The organism is Burkholderia sp. BC1 (genome assembly GCF_052683555.1).
In genome coordinates this window covers 1-22,614 of record NZ_JBQYLP010000062.1, presented here as the reverse complement: position 1 = coordinate 22,614, position 22,614 = coordinate 1, and the positions used below count along the sequence as shown (strand labels likewise).

Annotated in this window: 21 protein-coding genes; 6 read left to right on the top strand and 15 right to left on the bottom strand. The window is 68.6% G+C overall.

The features are described 5' to 3' along the window. Positions 1 to 7: 7 nt before the first annotated feature. The 3 genes from pgaA to ACSHSS_RS23860 form a co-directional block, all read right to left on the bottom strand. Positions 8 to 2,386: a poly-beta-1,6 N-acetyl-D-glucosamine export porin PgaA gene (pgaA, locus tag ACSHSS_RS23870; RefSeq protein ID WP_445545623.1), complete on the bottom strand. Its 2,379-nt coding sequence runs from the start codon at positions 2,384 to 2,386 to the stop codon at positions 8 to 10. A 104-nt stretch (positions 2,387 to 2,490) separates the two neighbouring features. Next, a complete protein-coding gene (locus ACSHSS_RS23865; protein ID WP_445545627.1) occupies positions 2,491 to 3,141 on the bottom strand; it encodes a hypothetical protein in 651 nt (216 codons plus the stop codon). A gap of 158 nt (positions 3,142 to 3,299) precedes the next feature. Further along, complete coding sequence (locus ACSHSS_RS23860; RefSeq protein ID WP_035954607.1) at positions 3,300 to 3,716, bottom strand: hypothetical protein; 417 nt, start codon at positions 3,714 to 3,716, stop codon at positions 3,300 to 3,302. Positions 3,717 to 4,534: 818 nt separating this feature from the next. Here ACSHSS_RS23860 and ACSHSS_RS23855 point away from each other — a divergent pair. Beyond that, positions 4,535 to 4,807, top strand: a complete 273-nt coding sequence (locus ACSHSS_RS23855) for a hypothetical protein (protein WP_006399824.1) — start codon at positions 4,535 to 4,537, stop codon at positions 4,805 to 4,807. Positions 4,808 to 4,874: 67 nt separating this feature from the next. Here ACSHSS_RS23855 and pip read toward each other — a convergent pair whose 3' ends face one another. The 8 genes from pip to ACSHSS_RS23815 all read right to left on the bottom strand — a co-directional run bounded on the left by pip (position 4,875) and on the right by ACSHSS_RS23815 (position 13,246). Further along, the gene (gene pip / locus ACSHSS_RS23850) at positions 4,875 to 5,807 is read right to left on the bottom strand and encodes a prolyl aminopeptidase (RefSeq protein ID WP_105756251.1); all 933 of its coding nucleotides are present in this window, start codon (positions 5,805 to 5,807) and stop codon (positions 4,875 to 4,877) included. A 201-nt stretch (positions 5,808 to 6,008) separates the two neighbouring features. Further along, entirely contained in the window at positions 6,009 to 7,073 is a 1,065-nt protein-coding gene (locus ACSHSS_RS23845; RefSeq protein WP_217029662.1) for a 2-aminoethylphosphonate aminotransferase, read from the bottom strand. Further along, a complete protein-coding gene (gene aepY / locus ACSHSS_RS23840; protein ID WP_445545622.1) occupies positions 7,073 to 8,269 on the bottom strand; it encodes a phosphonopyruvate decarboxylase in 1,197 nt (398 codons plus the stop codon). Before aepY ends, ACSHSS_RS23845 begins: the two co-directional genes overlap by 1 nt. Continuing rightward, on the bottom strand, positions 8,266 to 9,954 hold the full coding sequence (aepX, locus tag ACSHSS_RS23835) for a phosphoenolpyruvate mutase (RefSeq protein ID WP_006399828.1): 1,689 nt from the start codon (positions 9,952 to 9,954) through the stop codon (positions 8,266 to 8,268). Before aepX ends, aepY begins: the two co-directional genes overlap by 4 nt. Beyond that, positions 9,951 to 10,718: a phosphocholine cytidylyltransferase family protein gene (locus ACSHSS_RS23830; RefSeq protein ID WP_006399829.1), complete on the bottom strand. Its 768-nt coding sequence runs from the start codon at positions 10,716 to 10,718 to the stop codon at positions 9,951 to 9,953. The genes aepX and ACSHSS_RS23830 overlap by 4 nt, the downstream gene beginning before the upstream one ends. Positions 10,719 to 10,761: 43 nt before the next feature. Beyond that, a complete protein-coding gene (locus tag ACSHSS_RS23825; protein WP_006399831.1) occupies positions 10,762 to 11,763 on the bottom strand; it encodes an HpnL family protein in 1,002 nt (333 codons plus the stop codon). Next, positions 11,760 to 12,569 (bottom strand): HalD/BesD family halogenase, encoded by an 810-nt coding sequence (locus tag ACSHSS_RS23820; protein ID WP_039334236.1) that lies wholly within the window; start codon positions 12,567 to 12,569, stop codon positions 11,760 to 11,762. The genes ACSHSS_RS23825 and ACSHSS_RS23820 overlap by 4 nt, the downstream gene beginning before the upstream one ends. Continuing rightward, positions 12,566 to 13,246 (bottom strand): CDP-alcohol phosphatidyltransferase family protein, encoded by a 681-nt coding sequence (locus ACSHSS_RS23815; RefSeq protein WP_006399835.1) that lies wholly within the window; start codon positions 13,244 to 13,246, stop codon positions 12,566 to 12,568. The genes ACSHSS_RS23820 and ACSHSS_RS23815 overlap by 4 nt, the downstream gene beginning before the upstream one ends. A 388-nt stretch (positions 13,247 to 13,634) precedes the next feature. Here ACSHSS_RS23815 and ACSHSS_RS23810 point away from each other — a divergent pair, with 388 nt between their 5' ends. Then, positions 13,635 to 15,149, top strand: coding sequence for an acetyl-CoA hydrolase/transferase family protein (locus tag ACSHSS_RS23810; RefSeq protein ID WP_105841779.1), 1,515 nt, complete (start codon positions 13,635 to 13,637; stop codon positions 15,147 to 15,149). Positions 15,150 to 15,176: 27 nt separating this feature from the next. Here the strand turns inward: ACSHSS_RS23810 and ACSHSS_RS23805 are convergent, their stop codons facing one another. Further along, positions 15,177 to 16,703, bottom strand: coding sequence for an MDR family MFS transporter (locus ACSHSS_RS23805; protein ID WP_006399840.1), 1,527 nt, complete (start codon positions 16,701 to 16,703; stop codon positions 15,177 to 15,179). 134 nt (positions 16,704 to 16,837) lie between these two features. Here ACSHSS_RS23805 and ACSHSS_RS23800 point away from each other — a divergent pair, with 134 nt between their 5' ends. Then, positions 16,838 to 17,278, top strand: a complete 441-nt coding sequence (locus ACSHSS_RS23800; RefSeq protein ID WP_445545621.1) for a MarR family winged helix-turn-helix transcriptional regulator — start codon at positions 16,838 to 16,840, stop codon at positions 17,276 to 17,278. Positions 17,279 to 17,301: 23 nt separating this feature from the next. Here the strand turns inward: ACSHSS_RS23800 and ACSHSS_RS23795 are convergent, their stop codons facing one another. After that, entirely contained in the window at positions 17,302 to 17,790 is a 489-nt protein-coding gene (locus ACSHSS_RS23795; protein WP_445545620.1) for a DUF2938 domain-containing protein, read from the bottom strand. 170 nt (positions 17,791 to 17,960) lie between these two features. Here ACSHSS_RS23795 and ACSHSS_RS23790 point away from each other — a divergent pair, with 170 nt between their 5' ends. Beyond that, positions 17,961 to 18,386: a helix-turn-helix domain-containing protein gene (locus ACSHSS_RS23790; protein WP_217059791.1), complete on the top strand. Its 426-nt coding sequence runs from the start codon at positions 17,961 to 17,963 to the stop codon at positions 18,384 to 18,386. A gap of 30 nt (positions 18,387 to 18,416) precedes the next feature. Here the strand turns inward: ACSHSS_RS23790 and ACSHSS_RS23785 are convergent, their stop codons facing one another. Then, positions 18,417 to 19,295, bottom strand: a complete 879-nt coding sequence (locus ACSHSS_RS23785; protein WP_445545619.1) for a helix-hairpin-helix domain-containing protein — start codon at positions 19,293 to 19,295, stop codon at positions 18,417 to 18,419. A gap of 148 nt (positions 19,296 to 19,443) precedes the next feature. Further along, positions 19,444 to 21,012: a sigma-70 family RNA polymerase sigma factor gene (locus ACSHSS_RS23780; RefSeq protein ID WP_445545618.1), complete on the bottom strand. Its 1,569-nt coding sequence runs from the start codon at positions 21,010 to 21,012 to the stop codon at positions 19,444 to 19,446. A 330-nt stretch (positions 21,013 to 21,342) separates the two neighbouring features. Here ACSHSS_RS23780 and ACSHSS_RS23775 point away from each other — a divergent pair, with 330 nt between their 5' ends. Next, the gene (locus ACSHSS_RS23775; protein WP_217059794.1) at positions 21,343 to 21,771 is read left to right on the top strand and encodes a hypothetical protein; all 429 of its coding nucleotides are present in this window, start codon (positions 21,343 to 21,345) and stop codon (positions 21,769 to 21,771) included. Positions 21,772 to 21,798: 27 nt separating this feature from the next. Beyond that, the coding region (locus ACSHSS_RS23770; protein ID WP_445545617.1) for an SH3 domain-containing protein at positions 21,799 to 22,614 on the top strand (816 nt) is incomplete at its 3' end.

Sequence of the window (22,614 nt, the reverse complement as noted above, 5' to 3'; positions counted from 1 at the left end):
CCTGTTACTAGAACGGCAGGTTGACCGACAGGAAGCCCGTTTCCGAGCGTTCCCGCTGGCCGTCGTACGCATGGCTGCTGACTTCGATGCCGTAGCTGAGCGTGATGTCGCGCTTGAACGTCCACGCGTGCTCGAGGCGCGCGCTCCACAGCGCGCTCGTGCCGAAGCCGCGCTGGTTGAACGCGCCGCCCGACGCGTACAGGCGCTGCTGCAGCGACATGTCGCCTTTCTTCCACAGCGTCATTTGATGCATCGCGGTGACGGCCGCCGCGTAGTCGCGTCTCGGACTGAAGTAGGGCGTGTCCTGCCGCGTATTGCTGTCGGTGCCGAGGCCGAGCGACACGTTGACGAGCTGGTTCGCGGACGTGTACACGCGCTGCGTGCCGGTCGCGGCGATTTCCTGGTGGAAGTTCGAGTCGCTGAAGCGGCTCACGCCGTAGGTCAGCTTCACTTCGCGCCGGTCGTTCTGCCGGTATGCGATCTCGACATTGGCCGAGCGGCCCCAGATGTGCGCGACGTACGCTTTCCACGGCAGCGAGTTGTCGTTGCTGTCGACCGCGCCGCTCAGCGTCCAGTAGTCGTCGACGTTGTAGGTCACCGTGCCGCGTCCGCCGGTGCGGCCGTCGCCGCCGAACGAGCGCGTCGCTTCGGCCTGGATCGTCAGCGGCCCGTGCCGGTAGTCGCCGCCGACGCCCGTGCGCGTGCGGCTGATGCGGCCCGTATCGGTCTGCGCGAAGCCGTAGAACGTGTGCGAGAACACGCGCCAGTTGTCGCCGAACGGCTGCGAGTAGATGTAGCTGTCCGACGAGAAGCTGTTGTCGGCCAGCGCGCTGTTGCCGTGTTCGTAGCTGATGTCGGTCGTAAACACCGGGCTGCGGTAGGCGTTGTAGTCGCGCTTGAACGAGCGCACCGCGGCGCTGTCCGGGAACAGGTTGTCGAGCGTTTCGTCGACGTTGCGTGCGGTCGCGTAGTCGTCCGCCGTCAGTGCCGCCCGGCCGAGCCCTGCACGCATTTCGACGCTGTCCGGGTGATCGGTCAGCGTCGCCTTGTACATCGCCATCGCCTGACGCGGATGCGACTGTCCGGACACGGCGTCGGCATGCGCGGAGCGCACTTCGGCATTGAACGGCACCTCCTTTTCGAGCCGCTCGAGCTCCGCGATGCCTTCGTCGACGCGGCCCGTGTAGATCAGGTACTGCGCGCGCAGCCGGTAGTAGCGCAGGTAGTCCTCGTTTGCCGGATCCCACGGATGCACCTCGCTCGCGGGCGGCAGCGCCGTGTCGATGTCGTTCAGTACGCGGCCCGCATCGGCGGCGCGCGCCTGATCGATATACGACCAGAACAGCCCCTCGCGCAGCTCGATGGGTCGCGTGCGCGAACCGTACTGGAAGCCGCGCGTCGCGCGGTCCGCGGCCGGCGCGCTCGCCTGTTTCAGCGCGCGCTCGTAGACGGCGCTCGCCTTGCCCGGTTCGCTGACGTAGAGATAGGCGTCGCCGACCGCGGCCAGCGCGTCGATCGAGATCTCAGCGTCGGGCGGAATCGTCTCGAACGTCGCGATCGCCTTGTTCATGTCGCCGCGCGCGGCATAGGCGATCGTGCGGTCGCCGGCGAGCGCGGTGCGCACCGACGAATACTCGGGCGTGACCGGCATGCGCGAGTCGAGATCGTCCGCGGCCTTCAGTGCCTGGTCGATGCCGTCGAAGCGGTCGGCGCTCGTCATCGAGCGCGCCTTGTCGCGGCCGCCGCGTACCTGCTGGCGGATCGACAGTTCCTCGAGTTGGGCGAGATCGACGGGCGAGAACGCATCGGGCCGCGCCTTCGCTTCGTCGAGCGCCTTGACCGCGCCGCCGCTGACCGCGAGCCCGAACACGTCGTTGCGGACGGTCGCGGGGTCGGCGGTGCGCAGATTCGGCGCCTGGGCGTTCGGCGCCTGCGCCTCCGGCGGCTGTTGGGGCGGGGGCGTTACGTCCGGGCGCTCGATCGACGGCGCGCCGATCATCGGCGCCGCGCCGGCCGGCGTCGGACTCGGCGCGGTCGGCATCGCCGTGCCCGACACTTGCGCGATCGCCGTCGGTGCGGTGGGCGGCTGTGCGGTAGGCGGCTGTGCGGACGGTGGCGTCGCGTGGGGCGTCGTTGCGTCGGGCGCCGTTGTGTCGGGCACCGTCGCGTCGTGCGACGTTGCGCCGGCTGTCGGCACATCCGCCGGCACGGTTTCGGACGCGCCCTGCGTGCCGGCGGTGCCGCTGGCGCCGACGGCGTCCGCATCGCTTTCGGCTGCGAAACAGGAGCCGGATGCGACGAGCAGCAAGACGAGCGGCGCGTGCACGAGGATCCGCCGATTCGGCGGAGCGACGGTGGTGCATTGTTGTTTCGGATTGTTGGCCACGGTGTGTCCTCACTTCGAGACGATCACGTCGATCGCATACCCGGCGACACGAGTCGCCGGTTGCCGTGCGGCCGGGTTTAGGGCCCCGGCTGCGCTAGGTCGCCTTAAAGGCGATTGCGGATAGCTTGTCCGAGCAATGCGCGCGACTCGCTGTTCATCGGGTCGATCGCAAGCGCGCGACTGGCGTTCTGCTCGACGCAATCCCACTGATCGAGCTGCGCACACCAGCGCGCCCGCGCGAGCGCGCGTGCGCCTTCCACCTCGTCGCGCGACACGGTCGCCGGCTCCATTTGCGCGGTATCGCTGGCGTAGCGCTCGTGCTTCGGCGCGGCATACGAGCGTTTGTGCGTGCTCGCGAGCACCGATGTGCGCGGCCGATGCGCATCGCGGCGACGCGTCGTCGAGTGACTCGACGTCGTGCCCGTGCGCGGGGTCGCGGCGAGCGCCGCGGGTGTCGACGCGGCGTCGGCCGCCTGCGGCGACGCGGTCCCTGCGTTCGAGACGGCCGCTGGCACGGCGGCCGATGTCGAGGCAGAGGCAGACGAAGGCGCGCTCGGCGGCGCGTTTTGCGCGATCTCGATCGCGGACGCCGGGTGCGCGCCGGACACCGCTGCGACGACGGCCTTGCCCGTCTTGTCGGCCGCGTTCCCGACCGCGCCGGAGATGTCGTGCGAGGCGCCTGCATGACCGACGCGCGCATCTCGCTCGATGTACGCGAAGCCGCCGAAGATCGCGGCAAACGCGACGATGCTCAATGCGGCGTTCTTTCCGGGTCCCCAGGTCGGCTTCTGCGGGGAGACGGCACGGTCGTCCGGTCGTTCTGCACGGGTCATTCACTGCTCCTCTGATCGATGTCGTTATTGGCGAGCGGCGTCGTCGCGCGCTTCGCCGGTGGGGCGGCACGGCGTGCCGTTCACCATCGCAGCTGCGCGGTCAGCGATCCCGTTTCGACGATCGCGAACTGCATCGAGCCCTCGTACGTCCCCTCGACGCGGTAGCTCGCTTCCGGAAGGCTGAACAGGCAGCGCGGGCCCGTTGCGTTGAATTCGACGAGCACGCGGCCGTGCCGTCGGAGCCGAACCTGCACGTTCGACAGCGGCTGCCCCGTCTGCGCGGACACGAAGGTCACGCCGAGGTTGTACGGGCGGCCGTCGGGCGGCAGCGGCGCACTGCTGTCGATCTGCGTGTCGCCGCACACGTACGAAATCACGTAGCGGCCCGTATCCGGCGCCGAGGCGGTCGCGGTCGTTTGCGCGTACGCGCCCGCGCACAGCGCCGACATGACCAACGCGATAAAAGGACCAGCGTGTTGGCGAAGCGAGGATGACATTGCGGCCTCCGTCCGGATTCGGTGGGTGCGTGATTATTCAGAACAAAAAATGCCCGCGTAATTTCGCGACACGCTATTGATACACGAAGGGTTTTTAACAAACAACTGTGTGTCGCACCGATGGGACGGATTATCGGTCTGTATTAAATGCGAAATCTGATGAAACCCAGTTTCTCGCTTAATTATGATTAAAGGCGATATTGCCGGTGTGCCTGGGATGCGCCGGTAGAGATGGATCGGCTCGCAAATTACGGTCCCGAAACGCGGGAATTTCGTGCCGAAAAATAACGGCAGACAAAAGGAAGATTTGCGCGCTCGTCGCCGGCTGTCGGGCCTTTGCGAGCGAATGGATCAGACGATTCGGCGGCGTCGGTGCGTTGCCTTACACGACACTGCCGGATGAAAGCTAAATCAAAATTTTTATTTCGGTTGTAACAAGGTATTTCCAGACGATAGATCGGACGGAATATCCCTGGAATAAGTCTGATGAAGTAAAAAATGCGCTCGGGTCGGAAAACGTTTACGACTTAATATCAGAGCTATTATCGGGAATAAATGTGATCTGTCGCACAGACGAAAAACAAAAATGCTTTCCGGGTACATTGATTGCCATTTCGCGGGCGCCGATTGGGCACGCATTTACCTCGGGGGCAGGCAATCGCGCCGCGACGGGCTCGGCGCGATTTAAGTTCGGGTTAATGCTGGGTCGATAGCATGATCGTGCCGGCGAACGGGCCCGACCCCCGCCGTCACGCGGGCGCGTCGGCACGCCGCCGCCGCGCCGTCGCGCAGCGCCTTCCATGCAACGGCGGCCCATCATGATCAAGACTTTCGACTACCCGCTCGGCAACGACACGATTTCGCTTTGCGCAAGCTTCGGCGCCGGCCCGGCGTGGCGCCGCGTGCTCGTAAGCCGCGCCGATTCGATGGAGACGTTGGTGGTGCTCGACGCACGCGGCCTGTCCGGGCTGCTGAAGGTGGCGACCGAGGCGCCGGAAGGGCTGCTGGACGACGCGATCCGCAAGGTCGGCGACGAGCGGCTCGTCGAGCGTGCGATTCGCGGGAGAACGGTGGTGGAGGCGTCGTTGTGACGACGTCGTGTGCGCGCTTGCGTGGCGCGCGCGGCGCCGCATCGTGCCGCGCGCGTTCGTGCGTGAACTACATGGCGAAGCGGTCGGTCGCCGCGAGCAGCGCGCTCAGGATGCCCGGTTCGTTGTATGCATGCCCGGCGTCGGGCACGATTTCCAGCGTCGCGTCCGGCCACGCCTTCGACAGCTCCCACGCGGTGCGCGCCGGCGTCGCGATGTCGTAACGCCCCTGAACGATCACGCCCGGAATGCCCGCGAGGCGATGCGCGTCGCGCAGCAGCTGCCCTTCGTCGACGAAGCCGCGATTCACGAAGTAATGATTCTCGATGCGCGCGAACGCGAGCGCGTAGTGGCCGTCCGCGAAATGCTCGGCGAGCGCCGGATCGGGCAGCAGCGTGATCGTGCGGCCTTCCCACAGGCTCCACGCACGGGCGGCCTCGAGCTTGGCCGTTTCGTCGTCGCCCGTCAGCCGTCGATGGTAGGCGGCCATCAGATCGCCGCGCTCCGCCGGCGGAATCGGCGCGATGAACGCTTCCCACAGATCGGGAAACAGCCACGAGGCACCTTCCTGGTAGTACCACAGCAGCTCGGCGCGTCGCATCGTGAAGATGCCGCGCACGATCAGTGCGCTGACGCGCGCCGGATGCGTTTCCGCATATGCGAGACCCAGCGCGCTGCCCCACGAGCCGCCGAACACGAGCCACTGTTCGGCGCCGACCATCTCACGCAGACGTTCGATGTCGGCGACCAGATGCCAGGTCGTGTTGTTGTCGAGGCTCGCATGCGGCGTCGAGCGTCCGCAGCCGCGCTGATCGAACAGCAGCACGTCGTAGCGCTGCGGGTCGAATAGCCGGCGATGGTCGGCGCTGCAACCGGCGCCGGGGCCGCCGTGCAGAAACACGGCGGGCTTGCCGGCCGGATTGCCGCAGCGCTCCCAATAGATGCGGTGGCCATCGCCGGTGTCGAGATAGCCGTGGGCGTAGGGTTCGATCGGTGGATACATGGGCGGCTCGTCGTGAACGGGGTCGCAGGCATTATGCGTGAAACGGCCGCAGTGTGTTCGGCGTACAAAAACCGGGAAGCCGCAGCGGGGTGAGCGGGGCGCCGTACTTCGTGCCGTTCGACGTGTTGCGCGCGACAGGGCTTGCCGCAGCCAACAAAAAAGGCCCTCACGGGCCTTTCGTCGAACGAAGTGACGCGCGGCTTACCGCGTCAGCTCGCTGAACCCGTCCAGCAGCCGCTCGACGTCGGCCGCTTCGATCGCGCCCATCGTCGAGATGCGGAACAGTTCCTTCGACAGCCCGCCTTGCCCCGCGTAGATCACGAACCCGCGCGCCTTCAGCCCGTCGTGCAGCGCTTCGTACGTGACACCTTGCGGCAGCCGATACGCGCGCAGCACGACTGACGACGCGCCTTCCGGCAGCACGAGCGGCATCCCGCGTGCAGCGAGCCCGGCCTGTGCCTGATCGGCGAGCGCCTTGTAGCGCGCATGACGCGCGCGCCAGCCGCCCGCTTCGTCGAATTCGCGCAACGCCTCGACGAGCGCGTAATACGCGTGCACGGACGGCGTGAACGGCGTGTTGCGCTGATCCTGCAGCTTCGCGAGACGGCCGAGGTCGAGATAGTAGGTGCGGCTCGCGGCGTTCGCGAGCGCGCTGCGGCGCACGATCACGAACGCGGCACCCGGCACGCCGTGCAGGCACTTGTTCGCAGTCGCCGCGACGGCATCGATGTCGCCGCCCGCGAAGTCGATCGCTTCCGCGCCGAAACTGCTGACGCCGTCGACGAGCAGCTTCACGCCGCGCGCGCGACAGACCTCGGCGATCGCGCCGAGATCGTTCAGGCGGCCGGTCGTCGTCTCGTGATGGATCACCGCGACGTGCGAGTAGCCGCCCGCGTCGAGCCGCGCGGCGATCTGCGCGAGATCGGGCGCCTGCATCCATTCGTGCTTGAGCACGTCATGTGCGATCGCGTACTGCGTCGCGATCTGCGTGATGCGCTCGCCGTACACGCCGTTCTCGATCACGAGCAGCTTGCCGTCCTTCGGCACGAGCGCGGCGATCATGCTTTCGACGGCGGCCGTGCCCGAACCGGTCATCAGCACGGCGGTCCATTCGGCCGGATCGAGTTCGTATGCGGCGACGAGACGCGCGCGCGCCTCGTCCTGCAGATCGAAGAATTCGCTTTCGCGATGGCACAGGTCCGGTTGCAGCAGGCTGCGGCGCACGCGTTCGGTGAGCGTGACCGGGCCGGGATTCAGCAGCAGCATCAATGGGCTCCTTCAGCGTGGGCTTCGGTCTGCGCGGCGCCGATGTGCCGCATCAGACGAGTCTTGACCTCGACCGGCGTCACGGTCGGGCGCGGCAGGCCGTCGGGCACGCCCGTGCGGATCGCGAGCCGCACGAACTGCGCGCCGTCGGTGCGCGGCGCGGCCAGCGCGGCATCGAGCACGTCGAGCGTGTCGCCTTCGACTGCGCTCGCGTAGCCGCATGCGGCCGCGACACCGGCGAACGATACGTGCTGCGATACGGTCGCCTGTCCGCCCGTCGATTCGTGCGCGCCGTTGTCGAGCAGCACGTGCGTAAGGTTCGACGGGCCGTACGTGCCAAGCGTCGCGAATGCGCCCATGCGCATCAGCGCGGCGCCGTCGCCGTCGACGGCCACCACGCGCAGATCGGGCCGCGCGAGCGCCAGGCCGAGCGCGAGCGGCGTCACGCAACCCATCGAGCCGACCATGTAGAGCTGGTTCGGCCGATCGTCGAGCGCGTACAGTTCGCGGCCGCAGAAGCCGGTGGAGGCGAGCACGACGGTCGAGTCGACCGGCGTATGCGCGATCACGCGCTGCAGCGCATCGTGACGCGTCGGCCATGCATCGGGCGACGCCGCACGCGACGACGACCGCGCGGCGACATGCGCGGCGACATGCGCGCGCGGCTGCGCAGCCGGATTCGCCTTCAGCTCATACGGCGCGACGCTGCCTTTCTGCATCACGAGCGCGTACGGGCGACCCGTCGCGTCCATGTGCGCGATCGCGCGGTCGAGCGCCGGGCCGACCTGTTCGGGGTCGGTCGGGAACGTCTCCCACGGGATCTCCATCGTGTCGAGCATCGCGGGCGTGATCGGCCCCATCAGCGCGTGCTGCGGTTCGTCGGCGACGCCCGGCTGGCCGCGCCACGTGACGATCAGCAGCTGCGGCAGGCGGAACGTCCAGGTGAGCGACGTGAGCGGGCTCACCGCATTGCCGAGCCCCGAGTTCTGCATCATCGCGATCCCGCGCTTGCCGCCGAGCGTCGCGCCGGCGATCAGCGCGACCGCGTCGCCTTCATTCGCGGCCGACAGGTAGTGCAGCGTCGGATCCTGCAGCACGTAGTTGATGAACGGCGTCAGGTACGAGCAGGGCACGCCCGCGTACCAGTCGAAGCCGCGTGCGCGTGCGGCCTCGACGAACTGGGCCGCTTCGATCATTGCGCGCCTCCGTTGCCGGCGCCCGGTTCGGACAGCGGCGTTTGTCCATGCGCGAAGTCGCCCGCGCGGCGGAAGTCTTCGAGATCGTTGACGCCGCGCCAGTGGCCGTGCACGTACTGCACCTCGATCTTCTCGCCGGCGTCGATCAGCGCGTTGAGCAGCGCGGGGATGTCGAGCGTGTCGAAATCGGCGCGTGCCTGCAGCGTCGCGAGCATCGCCTTCAGACGCTCGACGCCGGCGCCGCGCACGTTCAGCAGCCCGATCCAGCGGCCGTGCGGCGTGCCGGCGGCGGCATCGCTCGACACGCGCTGGAGCAGCACCTTCTGGCCGAACAGCCCGCGGTCGTCGGCGGCCGAGCAGAACGCGAAGTCGCGCACGCTCTGGTTGGTCGGCTCGGTCAGCGACGAATCGACGACGACGCTGAACTCGGCCTCGCTCTCCGCGAGATCGCGCAGGATGTAGCTGCGGAACAGCAGATCGCCGTACGAGATCACGGTGTCGCCGGTCAGGCGCTCGGCCGCGCAGGCGAGCGACGCGAGCTCGCCCGTTTCGGCGTGGCGTTCGTTGACGACGAGCTTGATCCCCGACGTGTCGATCGCATCGGCGCGATAGCCGCCGACGACGGTGATGTCGTTCACGCCGTGCTTCTTGAAGCCGTCGACGAGCCACCGCAGCAGCGGCTTGCCGGCAACGGGCAGCATCACCTTCGGCTTGTCCTCGGTGACGGCCTCGAGCCCCTTGCCGCGGCTCGCTGCGAGCACGACCGCCGCGTTCGACGCGCGCGACGACGACGACAGGTAGATACGCTCGGCCGCCGAGTATTCGTCGGCGTCCTGCAAACGGAAGATCTCGTTGACCGACGCGACGCGATCCTCGACGTTGATCAGCGTTTCGCTTTCGTGGATCTCGCGGGCGACGGCCTGCATCGCCGATGCCGACGCGCGGATCAGATGGTTCGCCCAGATCACGGTGCTGATGCCGGCCTGGCGGAACACGTCGGTGGGCGTGCTGTAGTACTTGGTCGGCACGATCACGAGCGGCGCCTTGCCGCTCCATTCGCGCGCGAACTGCAGGATTTCGTCGGGGCGCGACAGCTTGCTGTGGATCAGGATCGCGTCGGCGCCCGCTTCCGCATAGGCGTTCGCGCGGCGCAGCGCCTCGTCCATGCCCCAGCCCGCGATCAGCGCTTCGACGCGCGCGACGATCGAGAAGTCGGGGTCGCTCTGCGAATCCTTGCCGGCCTTGATCTTGCCGCAGAATTCGTCGATCTCGGCGAGCGGCTGGCGCTCGCCGTCGATGAAGCTGTTCGTCTTCGGGAACTGCTTGTCCTCGATGCAGACGCCGGCGATGCCGCGCTGCTCGAGCTTCTTCACGAGGCGGCGCACGTTGTTGAAGTTGCCGTAGCCGGTGTCGCCGTCGAGCAGGATCGGCAGATCGCTCGCGTCGGCCATGAACTCGAGCACGTCGACGACCTGCGTCCAGCTCGCCTCGTTGTTGTCGCGTACGCCGAACTGCGCGGAGATCGCGAGGCCCGAGGCCCAGATGCCCTTGAAGCCGGCTTCGCGCACGATGCGTGCGGACAGGCCGTTGTGGGCTTCCATCAGGAATTCGAGTTCGTTGCTCAGCAGCATCCGGCGCAGGCGTGCGCTGCGCGATTCGGTGAAGTTGGGTTCGCGTGCATTCATCGTGCGGCTCCCGCAGTGGTGCGTTGAATCAGGGGGAGGACGTCCTGCGCGGCGCGCGCGACGTCGTTCGGGAAATCGATTTCGATCCACGGCGCACCCGTGACGTCGGCGACGTCGAACGTGTGGCCGCCTTCGAGCAGCAGGTCGCGGACGGCTTCTTCGTGCGGCATGTTGGCGCGGCCGCTGTCGACGTAGCCCGCGACGATCGTCGCGAGGCGGCGCGCGGTGCCTTCGGTGAAGCGGAAGAAGCCGACCGACTCGCCGATCGTGTCGTAGTCGAGGTCGACCGCGAGCTGCTTGCGCAGCTCGACCGGCACGCCGTTCTTCAGGCACAGCTTGACGGGCTCGTCGCCGGCCTCGAAGTCGCGGTCGATCAGCAGGCGGTCGACCGGCTTGTCCGCGTCGGCCACGAGCGCGTGGAGAATGCTGTCGTCGTAGAGCACGTCGGCGTCCATCAGCAGCACGTCGCCGCCGCGCGTCATCGCATCGGCGACGGTATGCACGGTCAGCACGCTGCCCAGATCGTAGCGCTCGTTCAGCACGATCTCGGCGCGGCGGCCGAGGCGCTGCAGTTCCTGCTCGACCTTCTCGGCCTGGAAGCCGAGCCCGAGCACGATTTCGTCGACGCCGACGGCATCGAGCAGGCGCAGATGACGCTCGAGCAGCGATACGTCGTCGAAGCGCAGCAGGCACTTCGGAAACTGCGCTTCGGGCGGTTGTTGCAGGCGCAAGCCGAGGCCTGCCGCAAGAATGATGGCTCGCATGGGTTCTCCAACCAAAAAGCCGGCGGATCGGTGCGTGGACCGGTCAGTCGGCGAGCGGCTGCGGCGCACGGCGCCGCTGCCAGTTTCTTTCACTGAAATGCAGATAGAGCAGGCCGGGCAGGCCGAGCGCGAGTTCGCGCGCGCGTTTCGCGAGCGACAGCGCGAGCGCCGCGTCGGGCGGCAGACCGACGAGCGGCGCGAGGAGCAGGTAGCCGCCTTCCTGTGCGCCGAGCGAGCCGGGGATCGCGAAGGCCGCGCCGCGGATCGCCTGGCCGACGCTTTCGAGCAGCAGCGCATCGAGCCAGCCGACCGGATGGCCCAGGAAGCGCAGCGCGAGCCACACCTCGACGGTGCCGACGATCCAGCCGGCGAGGCTCAACGCGAAGGTCTGCGCGACCTTCGCGCGATCGCGGTACAGCGCGCCGACCGCATCGTCGATCGCGTCGGCGCGTGTCGCGAGCGACGACCAGTCGCGCGGGCCGAGCAGCTTCGACGCGAGCCGCAGCCCGTGTCCGAACAGCCCGCGCCGCTGCGCCGCATAGAACGCGACCGCGAGGCCGCCGAGCACGCCCGTCGCGATCAGCGCCGGCGTGCGCAGATAGGCGACCGAATCGTGCGTCGCATAGAGGCTGAAGGCGGCGATGCCGATCAGCGCGAACGCCATCTGCGCGAGCGCCTGCATCGTCGTGCTGACCGTGATCGCGGCGGCCGAGTCGGCCATGCGCGTGCCGCGCTGCGCGAGGTGGCGCACCATCAGCACCGGGCCGCCGATCTGGCCGGCCGGCAGCAGGCTGTTGACCGATTCGCCGACCCAGCGCGCGCGCAGCGCGTTGCCGAGATCGGCGCCCGGCTGGCCGCGGCGGAACATCACCGAAATCGCGCCCGCGTCGATCGCGAGCGGCACCACGTGGAATGCCGCGACGAGCGCGAGCCCCCAGCCGGCCGCGAGCAGCGTGGACGCAACCGCGCCGACGCCCTGCCAGGCGAGCAGCGCGATGAACAGCGCCGTCCCGAGGGACAGCAGAATCAGGCCCGCGCGCGTCATGACCCCGTCGAGCGCCGCGGCGCCAGCTGCTTGAAGACCTGACGGAAGCCGAAATACGCGATCGCGTCCTTCATGTTCGAGATGAAGCGCTTCCACGGCCGCATGCCGGGGTTCGTCACGTATTCGAAGGTGAGCGACACGCGAATCTCGTCCTGGCCGAGTGGCGTGATGCGGTGGCGCAACTTGTCGCCGTCGAACAGCACGATGCCGCCGTCGGCGATCTGCACGGAGCCCGGTTCGTCGGGCACGTCCGGATTGCGCGTGTGCAGTTCGTAGTCGAGCCGGCACGACGATTCGTCGATCACGCCGATCAGCAGCGTATAGCGGCGGCCGTCGTAGTACGAGGTGTCGTAGTGCCAGCCGATGTGGTCGCCCGGCTTGGTGTAGTAGTAGAGCGCGTACGCGTGCGGGTCGTCGTCGGGCGACAGCATCAGCTTGTCGCCGGTGATCTGTTCGAGAAAGCCGATCAGCGCCTTCGAGCGGTACAGCTCGGCGATGTACGGCGCCTGCTCGTCGATCGTGTGCCGGCTCACGCTGCCGCCCTGCTTGTGGCCGGGCAGGTAATTGCGGTTCAGGCCGGCCTGCAGCGCGCGCGCGGCGTCCGCGAGCTTCGCGTGCGCCTCGGGCGGCAGGAACGTGTCGAGGTACAGGAACGAGCCCTGGCGCGTGTAGTCGCTGCGCAGGCGCTCGAGGTCGAGGCGGCCGACGCAGGCGGCCACGGTTCGATCGGGATCGGAGACGGCCGCGCGCGCGGGCGCGGGACGTGCCGGAGCCAGCACGGAATCGTCGCGCGTGCTAGGAGTCATTTGGAAGCCTGGATTTCGGTTGAATTCTGCGGAACGTTGCCGCGCCTGACGATGCGCCACCAGTCGATCACGACCCACGCGGCGAACAGCGGCGCGCCGATCGACGCCGCGAGCAGGAACGGCTCGACGCCGTCGGTCAGCGTGACGAGCGGCAGCAGATACAGCACGTCCTCGGTTTCGAAGCCGCCGACGAACGCCTGCCGCGTGCCGGCCTTGCCGGCGAACGATTCGATGCGCATCCGCAGATAGAAGATCAGCGCGACCGCCGCACCGGCCGCCGCGCCGAGCAGCACGGGCGACGCAGCCATCCGGCCGCCTTGCGCGACGATCCCGACGCCCATGCTGACGAACAGCGCGATCGTCACGAGCGCGTCGGCGGCGAGGTCGTAAAAATGACCGATCTTGCTCGACTTGCCGCTGATGCGCGCGAGCTCGCCGTCGGTATGGTCGACGAAGTTCGACAGCACGATCAGGAACGCGCCCGCGTTGCTCCAGCCGAAACCGCCTTGCGCCAGGCACCAGGCGCCGGCGAGGCCGATCAGCAGACGGACGGTAGTGAGGTGATTCGGGGTGACCGGCGTGTCGACGAGCGGCCGGACAAGCGAGCGCGCGAGCCGCGCATCCCAGGTGCGCGGCAGGGGTGGCTCGGAGCGTGTTGCGGTTTTTCTGTGGTCCATCGGCGAAATATATACGGATTTGTAATTTGTTGCTTTTTATTCGTTCAATGTCCCGACATGTGCGAGTGTTACCGTGTATTGCGCACAACGCGCGCCGCTGGCCGAACGCGCACGGCGGGCGTCCGAAACGTTGATCTGGATCAGACCCGAAAAATGTGCGCCGCGCACAATCGGTCGGCCGCGCCTGTCACAGATCGGCCGCCGGATATCCGGCAAATTCGGGAAGGTTGTTTTGCATCCGGTGGATATTTCACGGCGACGCGGTCTGCGATACTCCGGCCGTGCCTGTGGTGCCGGCCGCCCAACGCGGCCCCAAGGGCTTCACGTCGCTCAGGAGACACCCCCCGCGACGTCAACGACAGACCGAAACGCGTCAGAAATCCCACTCATGACTTCATCACGCATCCTCGCTCCCGCGCTGCGTTCGCTCGTCCGCACTGCCGACCAGGCCGCCGCGCTGATCCGTCCCGGCATGACCGTCGCGATGAGCGGCTTCACCGGCTCGGGCTACCCGAAGGCCGTGCCGGCCGCGCTCGCCGCCCATATCGAGGCCGCCCATGCGCGCGGCGAAGACTTCCGGATCAACGTGTTGACCGGCGCCTCGACCGCCCCCGAACTCGACGGCGCGCTCGCGCGCACGAACGGCATCTCGATGCGGCTGCCGTACCAGTCCGACCCGACGCTGCGCGACAAGATCAACGGCGGCGAAGTCGACTATCAGGACATTCACCTGAGCCACGTCGCGCAGTACGCATGGTTCGGGCTGTTCGGCGAGCTGGATGTCGCGATCGTCGAAGTCGCCGGCATTCGCGAGGACGGGCTGCTGATTCCGTCGGCGTCGGTCGGCAACAACAAGACGTGGCTCGAACAGGCGAAGCACGTGATTCTCGAGGTCAACGCACGTCAGCCGCTCGGCCTCGACGGGATGCACGACATCTATTACGGCACCGCGTTGCCGCCGAACCGCAAGCCGATCCCGCTGACGAAAAGCGACGACCGCATCGGCGAGCCGTATCTGCGCTGCCCGGCCGAGAAGATCGTCGCGATCGTCGAGACCGACGCGCCGGACCGCAGCAACGCGTTCTCCGCGCCGGACGACACGTCGAAGCAGATCGCGACGCGCCTGATCGACTTCCTGCGCCACGAAGTGAAGCGCGGCCGGCTGCCCGCGAACCTGCTGCCGCTGCAGTCGGGCGTCGGCAACATCACGAACGCGGTGCTCGCCGAACTGAGCTCGGCCGGCTTTTCCGATCTGACCGCATACACGGAAGTGATCCAGGACGGCATGCTCGACCTGCTCGCCGACGGCACGCTGCGTTTCGCATCGGCGACCGCGCTGTCGCTGAGCCCGCCCGCCGTGCAGCGCTTCGCCGACCAGATCGCGATGTTCCGCGAGAAGATCCTGCTGCGCCCGCAGGAGATCAGCAACCATCCGGAGCTCGTGCGCCGGCTCGGCTGCATCGCGATGAACGGCATGATCGAGGCCGACATCTACGGCAACGTGAACTCGACGCACGTGATGGGCACGAAGATCCAGAACGGCATCGGCGGCTCGGGCGACTTCGCGCGCAACGGCTATCTGTCGTGCTTCATGTCGGCGAGCACCGCGAAGGGCGGCGCGATTTCGCGGATCGTGCCGATGGCAAGCCATGTCGACCATACCGAGCACGACGTCGCCGTGGTCGTCACCGAGCAGGGGCTCGCCGATCTGCGCGGGCTCTCGCCGAAGCAGCGCGCGCGCAAGATCATCGCGACCTGCGCGCATCCGGATTACCGGCCGATGCTCGAGGACTACTTCGAGCGCGCGTCGCAGGAGAGCTTCGGCAAGCACACGCCGCATCTGCTCGCCGAAGCGCTGTCGTGGCACGAGCGCTTCGTGCGTACCGGCACGATGAAGGCCTGATCGCGCCGCAGCGGCGCGCACGCGGCGTCAGTCCATCGCCGCGTGCGCGACGTCGACGTCCGCGCCCTTGCGCGGCGGGCGGATCAGCAGCAGCAACGGAATCATCAGCAGCGTCGCGACGAACATCAGCTTGAAATCGTTGAGGTACGCGATCATCGCGGCCTGCTGGTTGATCGTGCGGTCGAGCAGCGCCATGTCGAGGTGGCTGCCGGCCATGGCCTGCACGGCAGGGTTGAACGGCGTGATCTGGGTGGCGAGATCGGCATGCGCGACCTGCGTGTTGCGCGTCATCAGCGTCTGCACGATCGAAATGCCGATGCTGCTGCCGATGTTGCGCATCAGGCTGTAAGTCGCGGTGCCGTCCGCACGCAGCTCGGGCGCGAGCGTCGAGAACGACATCGCGCTCAGCGGCACGAACACGAGCCCGAGCCCGAAACCCTGGATCACGCCCGGCCACACGATATCGGCCTCGGACAGCACGATCGTGTAGCGCATCATCTGCCACAGCGCGAGCGCCGAGATCGACAACCCCGCGAGCAGTAACAGTCGCGCATCGACGTATTTCAGCAGCCGCCCGACGAACAGCATCGCGATCATCGTGCCGGCGCCGCTCGGCGCCGTGACGAGGCCCGTCGTCGCGACCGGATAGCCCATCAGGTTCTGCAGCATCGGCGGCAGCAGCGCGCGCGTCGCGTACAAAACCGCGCCGACGACGAAGATGAACAGCGTGCCGGTCGCGAAGTTCGGGTCGCGCAGCAGTTCCGACTTGAAGAACGAGGCCTTGCCGACGGTCGCCGTATGCGCGAGGAAGAACGCGAAGCTCAGCGCGGCGGCCAGCGCCTCGATGCGGATCTCGGTCGAGCCGAACCAGTCGAGCTGCTCGCCGCGGTCGAGCATCGCCTGGAACGCGCCGATCGCAAGCGCGAGCGTCGCGAAGCCGAATGCGTCGAATTTCACGTGCGGGCGCGGCGCGCGCGCCGGCAGGAAGGTCAGCACACCGGCCAGCGCGAACGCGCCGATCGGGACGTTGATGAAGAATACCCAGCGCCAGTTGTAGCTGTCGGTGAGCCAGCCGCCGAGCGTCGGGCCGAGGATCGGGCCGACCATCACGCCCATGCCCCAGATCGCCATCGCCTGGCCCTGTTTCTCGCGCGGATTGATGTCGAGCAGGATCGACTGCGACAGCGGCACCAATGCCGCGCCGAACACGCCCTGCAGCAGCCGCGAGCCGACGATCTGCACGAGCGATTCGGATAGCCCGCAGAGCGCCGACGCGACCGTGAAGCCCGCGATCGAGATCGTCAGCAGCCGCTTCACGCTGAGCCGGTCGGACAGCCAGCCGGTCAGCGGCGTCGCGATCGCCGCGGCGACGATATAGGAGGTCAGCACCCACGTGATCTCGTCCTGCGAGGCGGCGAGGCTGCCTTGCATGTGCGGCAGCGCGACGTTGGCGATCGTGCTGTCGAGCGTCTGGATCAGCGTGGCGAGCATGATCGACAGGGTCAGCATCGGCCGGTTCAGCGGGCGCGGCGACGCGGTTGCGGCGGGGTTCAAGAAAGTGTCTCCGTGGGGCGGTCGCCGTGGGCGGCGATCGGTATGCGTCAAATTATAAGCACGCTTATTGTATCTCCCCTTATCGTCGCTGCGGCGCGCGAGGGCCGCAGGCGGCTTGACCCTATAATCGCCCGATGGACAAGACCTACGAGAACCGGTTCGGCTATCTGATTGCGGACGTCGCGCGGCTGCACGGGCGCCTGTACGACCGGCGCGCGAAGCGTCTCGGGCTGACGCGCGCGCAAAGCCGCGTGCTCGCGTATCTGACGTGGAAAGGCGAGATGAATCAGGCGCGGCTGGCGGAATGGCTCGAGATCACGCCGATCTCGCTGACGCGGCTGCTCGACCGGATGGCGAGCTACGGATGGATCGAGCGGATCGCGAACGACGACGACCGGCGCGCGTTCGTGATCCGGCTCACCGACAAGTCGCGCGAAATCTTTCCGCAGATGCTCGAGGTCGGCGATACGGTCGTGGACGACGGGCTACGCGGCTTTACGCAGGAGGAGCGCGATACGCTGGTTCGGCTGCTCGGCCGCGTGCGGCACAACCTGATCGAGTGCGGCGGCGACTGAGTGCCGTCTCCGACTGTCGCCTGCTAAGCGGCGAGTGCGAGCGCCGCGAGATAGAGCCCGACGCCGTACGACAGATGCGCGACGAGGCTGCGCCGCCGTGCGACGGCCGGCTGCGGCGTGCGTGACGCCGCGATGCCGAACCCGAGCGCCGGCTGCATCACGAGAAACGGCGCGGCGACGCTGACGAATCCGGCCGCGAGCGCGGGCGCGAGCGTCGGCGTGTCGACCCAATCCGGTCCGGCGAGCGCGACCGGCAATCCGGCGAACGCGATGCCGATCGTGTAATGCGCGGCCCAGCCGAGCGCGCGTTCGCCGCGCAGCGGCGCGGCGGTCGCGATCGACGCGTGCCGGAAGCGTCCGTGCACCATATGGCCGAGCCAGCGGCCGACCAGCGCGAGATCCAGCGACGGCACGCCGAACACGCACCGACGCAGCAGCGCCCACAGATCCATCACCAGCGTCGCACCGACACTGATTGCCGCGATGTGCAGCAGCAGGGCGGGCGCGCTCATCGTGCACCTCGTCCGGATCGAGGGCGGCAGGCGGCGCGGCATCGTGTGCGCGTCGGCGCGCGGTTGCAGCGCGCGGCAGGCAGCGGGCAGGTGGGCTTCATCGGTGGTCGGGCTTGTCGTCGTGGATCGCGGCGGCTATCGTGCAACTTCAAGCTCACTTGAGGTCAAGCATGGGACGACTGGATATCGCCGAGGTCGCGCGCCGCACGGGGCTGCCCGCGTCGACGCTGCGTTTTTACGAGGAAAAGGGGCTGATCGAGCCGACCGGGCGCGCCGGGCTGCGGCGCCAGTACGACGAGTCGGTGCTCGAGCGGCTCGCGTTGATCGCGCTCGGCCGCGAGGCCGGTTTTTCGCTCGACGAGATCGTCGCGATGTTCGGTGCCGACGGCCGGCCCGCGATCGACCGCGCGAAGCTCGAGGAGAAGGCCGACGCGATCGATCGGACAATCCGTCGTCTCGCGGCCGTGCGCGACGCATTGCGCTACGCGGCGTCGTGTCCGGCGCCGAGCCATTTCGAATGTCCGTCGTTCCGGCAGTTGATGCGCGTCGCCGCGCACCGGCATCCTGCGCATCGCGCGAAGGCCGAGCGCGCTTAGTGCGGGTGGGGGCGTGTGGGCGCGTGCGGGTCAGCGCGCGTAATACGCGCGGCATTCCATCTCACGCCCGCGCACGATGCGTTTGCCGACGAGCGCACCGAGCGTTTCGGTGACGACGATGCGCTGATGTTCGCGCTGCAGCGCGTCGTAGAAGTAGAGCGCGACCCAGTTCATCGTGCGGCCCGATGCGCACGCCGGCGCGCCGGACGGACAGAGCGCGGTGAAGTGCCAGCCGCCTTTGGTCATGTGCATCACCGGCGAGCGCACGTTGCTGTCCAGGTGCGCGCGCGCCGATGCGAGTGCCGGCAGCGTGCCGGCTGCCGCCTGACGGCGATACAGACGGTCGACGTACAGCAGCAATTCGACGGGCGGCTCGGCGCCGAGCCCGGCATCGTCGAGGCAGCCCTGCCAGCGGCGGCGGCGCGTCAGCACGTCGTCGAGCGCCGCGCGGATGCCGGCCGCCCGACGCGGGCCGACGCCCGCGATCGTTTCGAGCCGGCCGCTGCGCGCGGCGCTTTGGAGTGCCTCGAGCGTATCGATATGCAGCACGTCGTGAATCCGCAGCGCGAGCGAGCGGCCGATGCCGGGCACCGCTTCGAACGCGGACGCGCGTTCCGGATCGCCGCGCAGGCGTTCGAGCTGACGCCAGCGTCCGGTGACGAGCCACTCGGCGATCGCCTGCGCGACGCCCGCGCCGATTTCGGGTATCGCGGCCAGCGCCTCGACGCCGCCCGCGTCGAACAGCGTGCGCGCACCGCCATCGAGCGCATCGACCGCGTCGGCCGCCGCACGATATGCGGCGACGCGGTACGGATTGGCCCCCTGATCGGCGAGCCGCAGCGCCGCCTCGCGCAGGCAAGCCGCGATCTGCCGGTTTTCGTCGTGCATCGGGTTGCTGCGCGTCGACATCGCGAGTGACCTCGGAAGGCACCAACGGAGGCGGGCGCGCGGCCGCGCGCCCGGTCCTTCGACGATTGTCGCGATGCGTGTCGAACGGCGATTGACGTGCATCAATGGCAAACGTTGCACGTTGCCGGACGCGCGCCGCGTACGACGATTATGCGTCCAGAAACGCGTGTGCGCCTTCGGCTTCGGCGGCCGTGCGCAGCGCGGCGAGCGCGCGCTTCTCGATCTGGCGCACGCGCTCGCGCGACATCCCGGCATCCTTCGCGATCGCATCGTAGGTGTCCGGCTCGGTGCCGCCGAGACCGAAGCGCCGGCGCAGCACGTCGGCTTCGGTCGGCGTGACCGAACGCAGCAGCGATCGCACGCATTCGCGCATGCGCGTGCCGGCCAGCTGCTCGAACGGGCTCGCGGATGTTTCGTCCTCGATCAGGTCGACGAGGCCGGTGTCGGCGTCCGGCAGCGGCGTGTCGAGCGAGACCGGCTCCGCCGGCAGCGCGAGAATCGCGCGCAGCTTGTCCTCCGCCAGGCCGGTTTCGGCCGCCAGTTCGGCCGGCGTCGGCTGACGGCCCGTGCGCTGACGGAAGCGCAGCGCCTGCCGCCGCACGCGCTGATGCTGATCGCCGACGTGGACGGGCACGCGGATCGTCCGCGCGCGGTCCGCGACCGCACGCGCGATCGCCTGCCGGATCCACCACGTCGCATACGTCGAAAACTTGAATCCGCGCCGGTATTCGAACTTCTCGATCGCGCGCATCAGCCCGATGCAGCCGTCCTGCACGAGGTCGGACAGATCGACGCCGCGGTTCAGGTACTTGCGCGCGATCGACAGCACCAGCCGCAGATTCGCCTCGAGCATCGCCCGCGTCGCGTCGCGCACCTTCTGTTGACCGTCGTTCAGCGCCGCGACCAGTGCGCGGCGCGCAACGGCGTCGAAGCACGCGGCGTCCGCGCCGGCGATCGCGCGCACCGCGTCGTCGCGTGACGCGGCTGCAAGCGCGCGTACGACGCGGCTTGCGTCGTCGACGGCCGAGGCGATCCAGGTCAGTGCGCCGAGCTCGGCCGCGAGACGATCGCGGGCGTCGCGATAGGCGCTCGATCGGCAGCCGTGCGCATGCAGCGCGCGCCGCACGTCGGCGAGTGCATCGCGTACCGCGTCGAAGCGGGCGGCTGCCGGTGCGTCGGCGCTGTCGTCCGCTTCGTCGGCGTCGCCGTCGCTACGGTCGGATGCGCTCGCCGGCGTCGTCGTGCCGACGCGCGCCAGCAGCGCGTCGACCGCCGGCGGACAACCGGCGAGCGCATGCAGCATCTGGTGGCGCCCGGTTTCGAGCTCGCGCGCAAGCGCGATCTCGTCTTCGCGCGTGAGCAGCGGCACTGCGTGCATGCGGCGCATGTACAGCGCGAGCGGATCGGTCGACGCGCTCGCGCCGCGCGCGAGATCGCCGAGCAGCGCGCGACCCTCTTCGAGCGCGTCGCGATCGACGTCGACCACGGGCGCGGCCGCGAACGGCGGCGGCGCGGCCGGCTCGTCGAGCACGGTGATCCCGATGTCCGCGAGCGCGGCGCGCACGACATCGAGCGCATCGGGGCTGTCGCTTTCGGGCGGCAGCGCGTCGACGAGGTCGGCGTGCGTCAGATAACCCTGCTCGCTGGCCAGCGCGAGCAGCTGGATGATCGGATCGAGGGGCGTGTCCGCCCGGGACGTGGGGCGTGGCGTAGTCATGTCGATGGCGGCGCGTGCCGCGTTCCTGTGAGGCGGACCGAAGTCCGCCGGTTTGGGGCCGCCGGGTGTTCGCGAACGCCTGTTCGTTCACGCCGGCCGGCCCGACTGTATTCAACGTGAGGGCATTCGCCAGGACTTCAACGTCGGCCCGGCACACGCGCGAGCACGCGTCGTACCCGCAGCGCGCGCTACTGCCGGCGACGGGGCGGAATCGCGCGCGGCGCCATGAAACAAACAGTAACGGATCATACCCGCGGAAATCTGCAGGGGACGTAAGCTAGAGTCAGGCGCGCTGCCGATGCGGCGCACGAATGGATGCCGGAGTACCCGATGAGTCCCGTTTCTGCCGCAAGGCCGGGCGTCGTCGCGCTGGTCGCGCTGACGCTCGGCGGCTGCTACTACACCAGTCCCTACGGTTATGCGCCGTATTACACGCCGGTGCCCGCCGTGGCATCGCAGCGCGAAGTGCCGGTTGCGCCGGCGGCTTCCGCTGCTGCTGCGCCGCCGCCCGCGTCGTCGTCCGATGCCGCGGGCGCCGCCACGTACGACACCGCTGTCGTGCCGCCACCCGTCTACGTCGCGCCGGCCTACGTGCCGTACCCGTATTACTACCCTGCGTACTATCCGGCCTGGTACGGGCCGCCGGTCGCGATCGGCTTCGGGTTCTGGGGACACTGGGGCGGCGGCCATTGGCGCGGCGGCGGCGGGCACTGGGGCCGCCCGTGGGGCGGCGGACACGGGGGCGGTCATCGGCACTGACGCGCGGCCGCGCCGCGGGAGAGCAACATGAAAAAGACGATTGTCGGCAGCCTGTCCGCCATTGCGTTTGCGCTGGCTGCCGTACCTGGCGTCGCGCATGCGCAGGGCGATGCCTATACCAACGCGCCGGCCGAGCTGTTCGCCGGGCCGGCGCCCGACTATCCGGTCGTCGCGGAACTGCCGCCCGGCACCGCGCTCGACGTGTTCGGCTGTCTGAGCGACTACACGTGGTGCGACGTCGCGCTGCCGGGCGTCCGCGGATGGATCGACGCGCAACTGCTCGACTATCCGTACCAGGGCAGCTACGTGCCGATGCTCGAGTACGGCGCGATGATCGGCGTGCCGATTACGGGCTTCGCGATCGGCGCGTACTGGGATCGCTATTACCGCAACCGGCCGTGGTATCACGACCGCGATCGTTGGATGCATCGTCCGGAACCGAGGGTCGGCCCGGGCGGCTTCCCGCCCGCGCGCGGGCGCCCCGAGCCGGGCGGCCCCGTGTTGCAGCCGCGGGCGCCCGGCGCGGCGCCGCACGATGCGCGTCCGTCGGCGACGCGCGGCGGCTGGAACGGTGCGGTGCGTGGGCCGGCGCCTGCGCCTGCGCAGCATCAGGCGCCCGCGCAGGGGCTTCCGCCGGTTCTGCGTCCTGCGCCGGCGCCTGCACCCGCGCCTTCACCGGCACCGGCGCCCGCACCGAACATGTCAGGCAACGGCCGCGCACCGGGGTTGCCGCCCGTTCTTCGGCCGCAGGGCGCGCCGGGCGGCGGCGCACCTGCGATGCAGCCGCATCAGGGCGGCGGTGGCGGTCATCAGCAGGGTGGCGGCTGTCTCTTATACACATCT

What these genes read in the sequence shown, in the direction of transcription:
- ACSHSS_RS23790 (WP_217059791.1), top strand. Translation starts at nt 17,961, where the DNA reads ATGGGACGACTGGATATCGCCGAGGTCGCGCGCCGCACGGGGCTGCCC.
- ACSHSS_RS23780 (WP_445545618.1), bottom strand. Translation starts at nt 21,012, where the DNA reads ATGACTACGCCACGCCCCACGTCCCGGGCGGACACGCCCCTCGATCCG.
- ACSHSS_RS23855 (WP_006399824.1), top strand. Translation starts at nt 4,535, where the DNA reads ATGATCAAGACTTTCGACTACCCGCTCGGCAACGACACGATTTCGCTT.
- aepY (WP_445545622.1), bottom strand. Translation starts at nt 8,269, where the DNA reads ATGATCGAAGCGGCCCAGTTCGTCGAGGCCGCACGCGCACGCGGCTTC.
- ACSHSS_RS23860 (WP_035954607.1), bottom strand. Translation starts at nt 3,716, where the DNA reads ATGTCATCCTCGCTTCGCCAACACGCTGGTCCTTTTATCGCGTTGGTC.
- ACSHSS_RS23815 (WP_006399835.1), bottom strand. Translation starts at nt 13,246, where the DNA reads ATGGACCACAGAAAAACCGCAACACGCTCCGAGCCACCCCTGCCGCGC.
- ACSHSS_RS23775 (WP_217059794.1), top strand. Translation starts at nt 21,343, where the DNA reads ATGAGTCCCGTTTCTGCCGCAAGGCCGGGCGTCGTCGCGCTGGTCGCG.
- aepX (WP_006399828.1), bottom strand. Translation starts at nt 9,954, where the DNA reads ATGAATGCACGCGAACCCAACTTCACCGAATCGCGCAGCGCACGCCTG.
- ACSHSS_RS23830 (WP_006399829.1), bottom strand. Translation starts at nt 10,718, where the DNA reads ATGCGAGCCATCATTCTTGCGGCAGGCCTCGGCTTGCGCCTGCAACAA.
- ACSHSS_RS23800 (WP_445545621.1), top strand. Translation starts at nt 16,838, where the DNA reads ATGGACAAGACCTACGAGAACCGGTTCGGCTATCTGATTGCGGACGTC.
- ACSHSS_RS23845 (WP_217029662.1), bottom strand. Translation starts at nt 7,073, where the DNA reads ATGCTGCTGCTGAATCCCGGCCCGGTCACGCTCACCGAACGCGTGCGC.
- ACSHSS_RS23820 (WP_039334236.1), bottom strand. Translation starts at nt 12,569, where the DNA reads ATGACTCCTAGCACGCGCGACGATTCCGTGCTGGCTCCGGCACGTCCC.
- ACSHSS_RS23825 (WP_006399831.1), bottom strand. Translation starts at nt 11,763, where the DNA reads ATGACGCGCGCGGGCCTGATTCTGCTGTCCCTCGGGACGGCGCTGTTC.
- pip (WP_105756251.1), bottom strand. Translation starts at nt 5,807, where the DNA reads ATGTATCCACCGATCGAACCCTACGCCCACGGCTATCTCGACACCGGC.
- ACSHSS_RS23785 (WP_445545619.1), bottom strand. Translation starts at nt 19,295, where the DNA reads ATGTCGACGCGCAGCAACCCGATGCACGACGAAAACCGGCAGATCGCG.
- ACSHSS_RS23795 (WP_445545620.1), bottom strand. Translation starts at nt 17,790, where the DNA reads ATGAGCGCGCCCGCCCTGCTGCTGCACATCGCGGCAATCAGTGTCGGT.
- ACSHSS_RS23810 (WP_105841779.1), top strand. Translation starts at nt 13,635, where the DNA reads ATGACTTCATCACGCATCCTCGCTCCCGCGCTGCGTTCGCTCGTCCGC.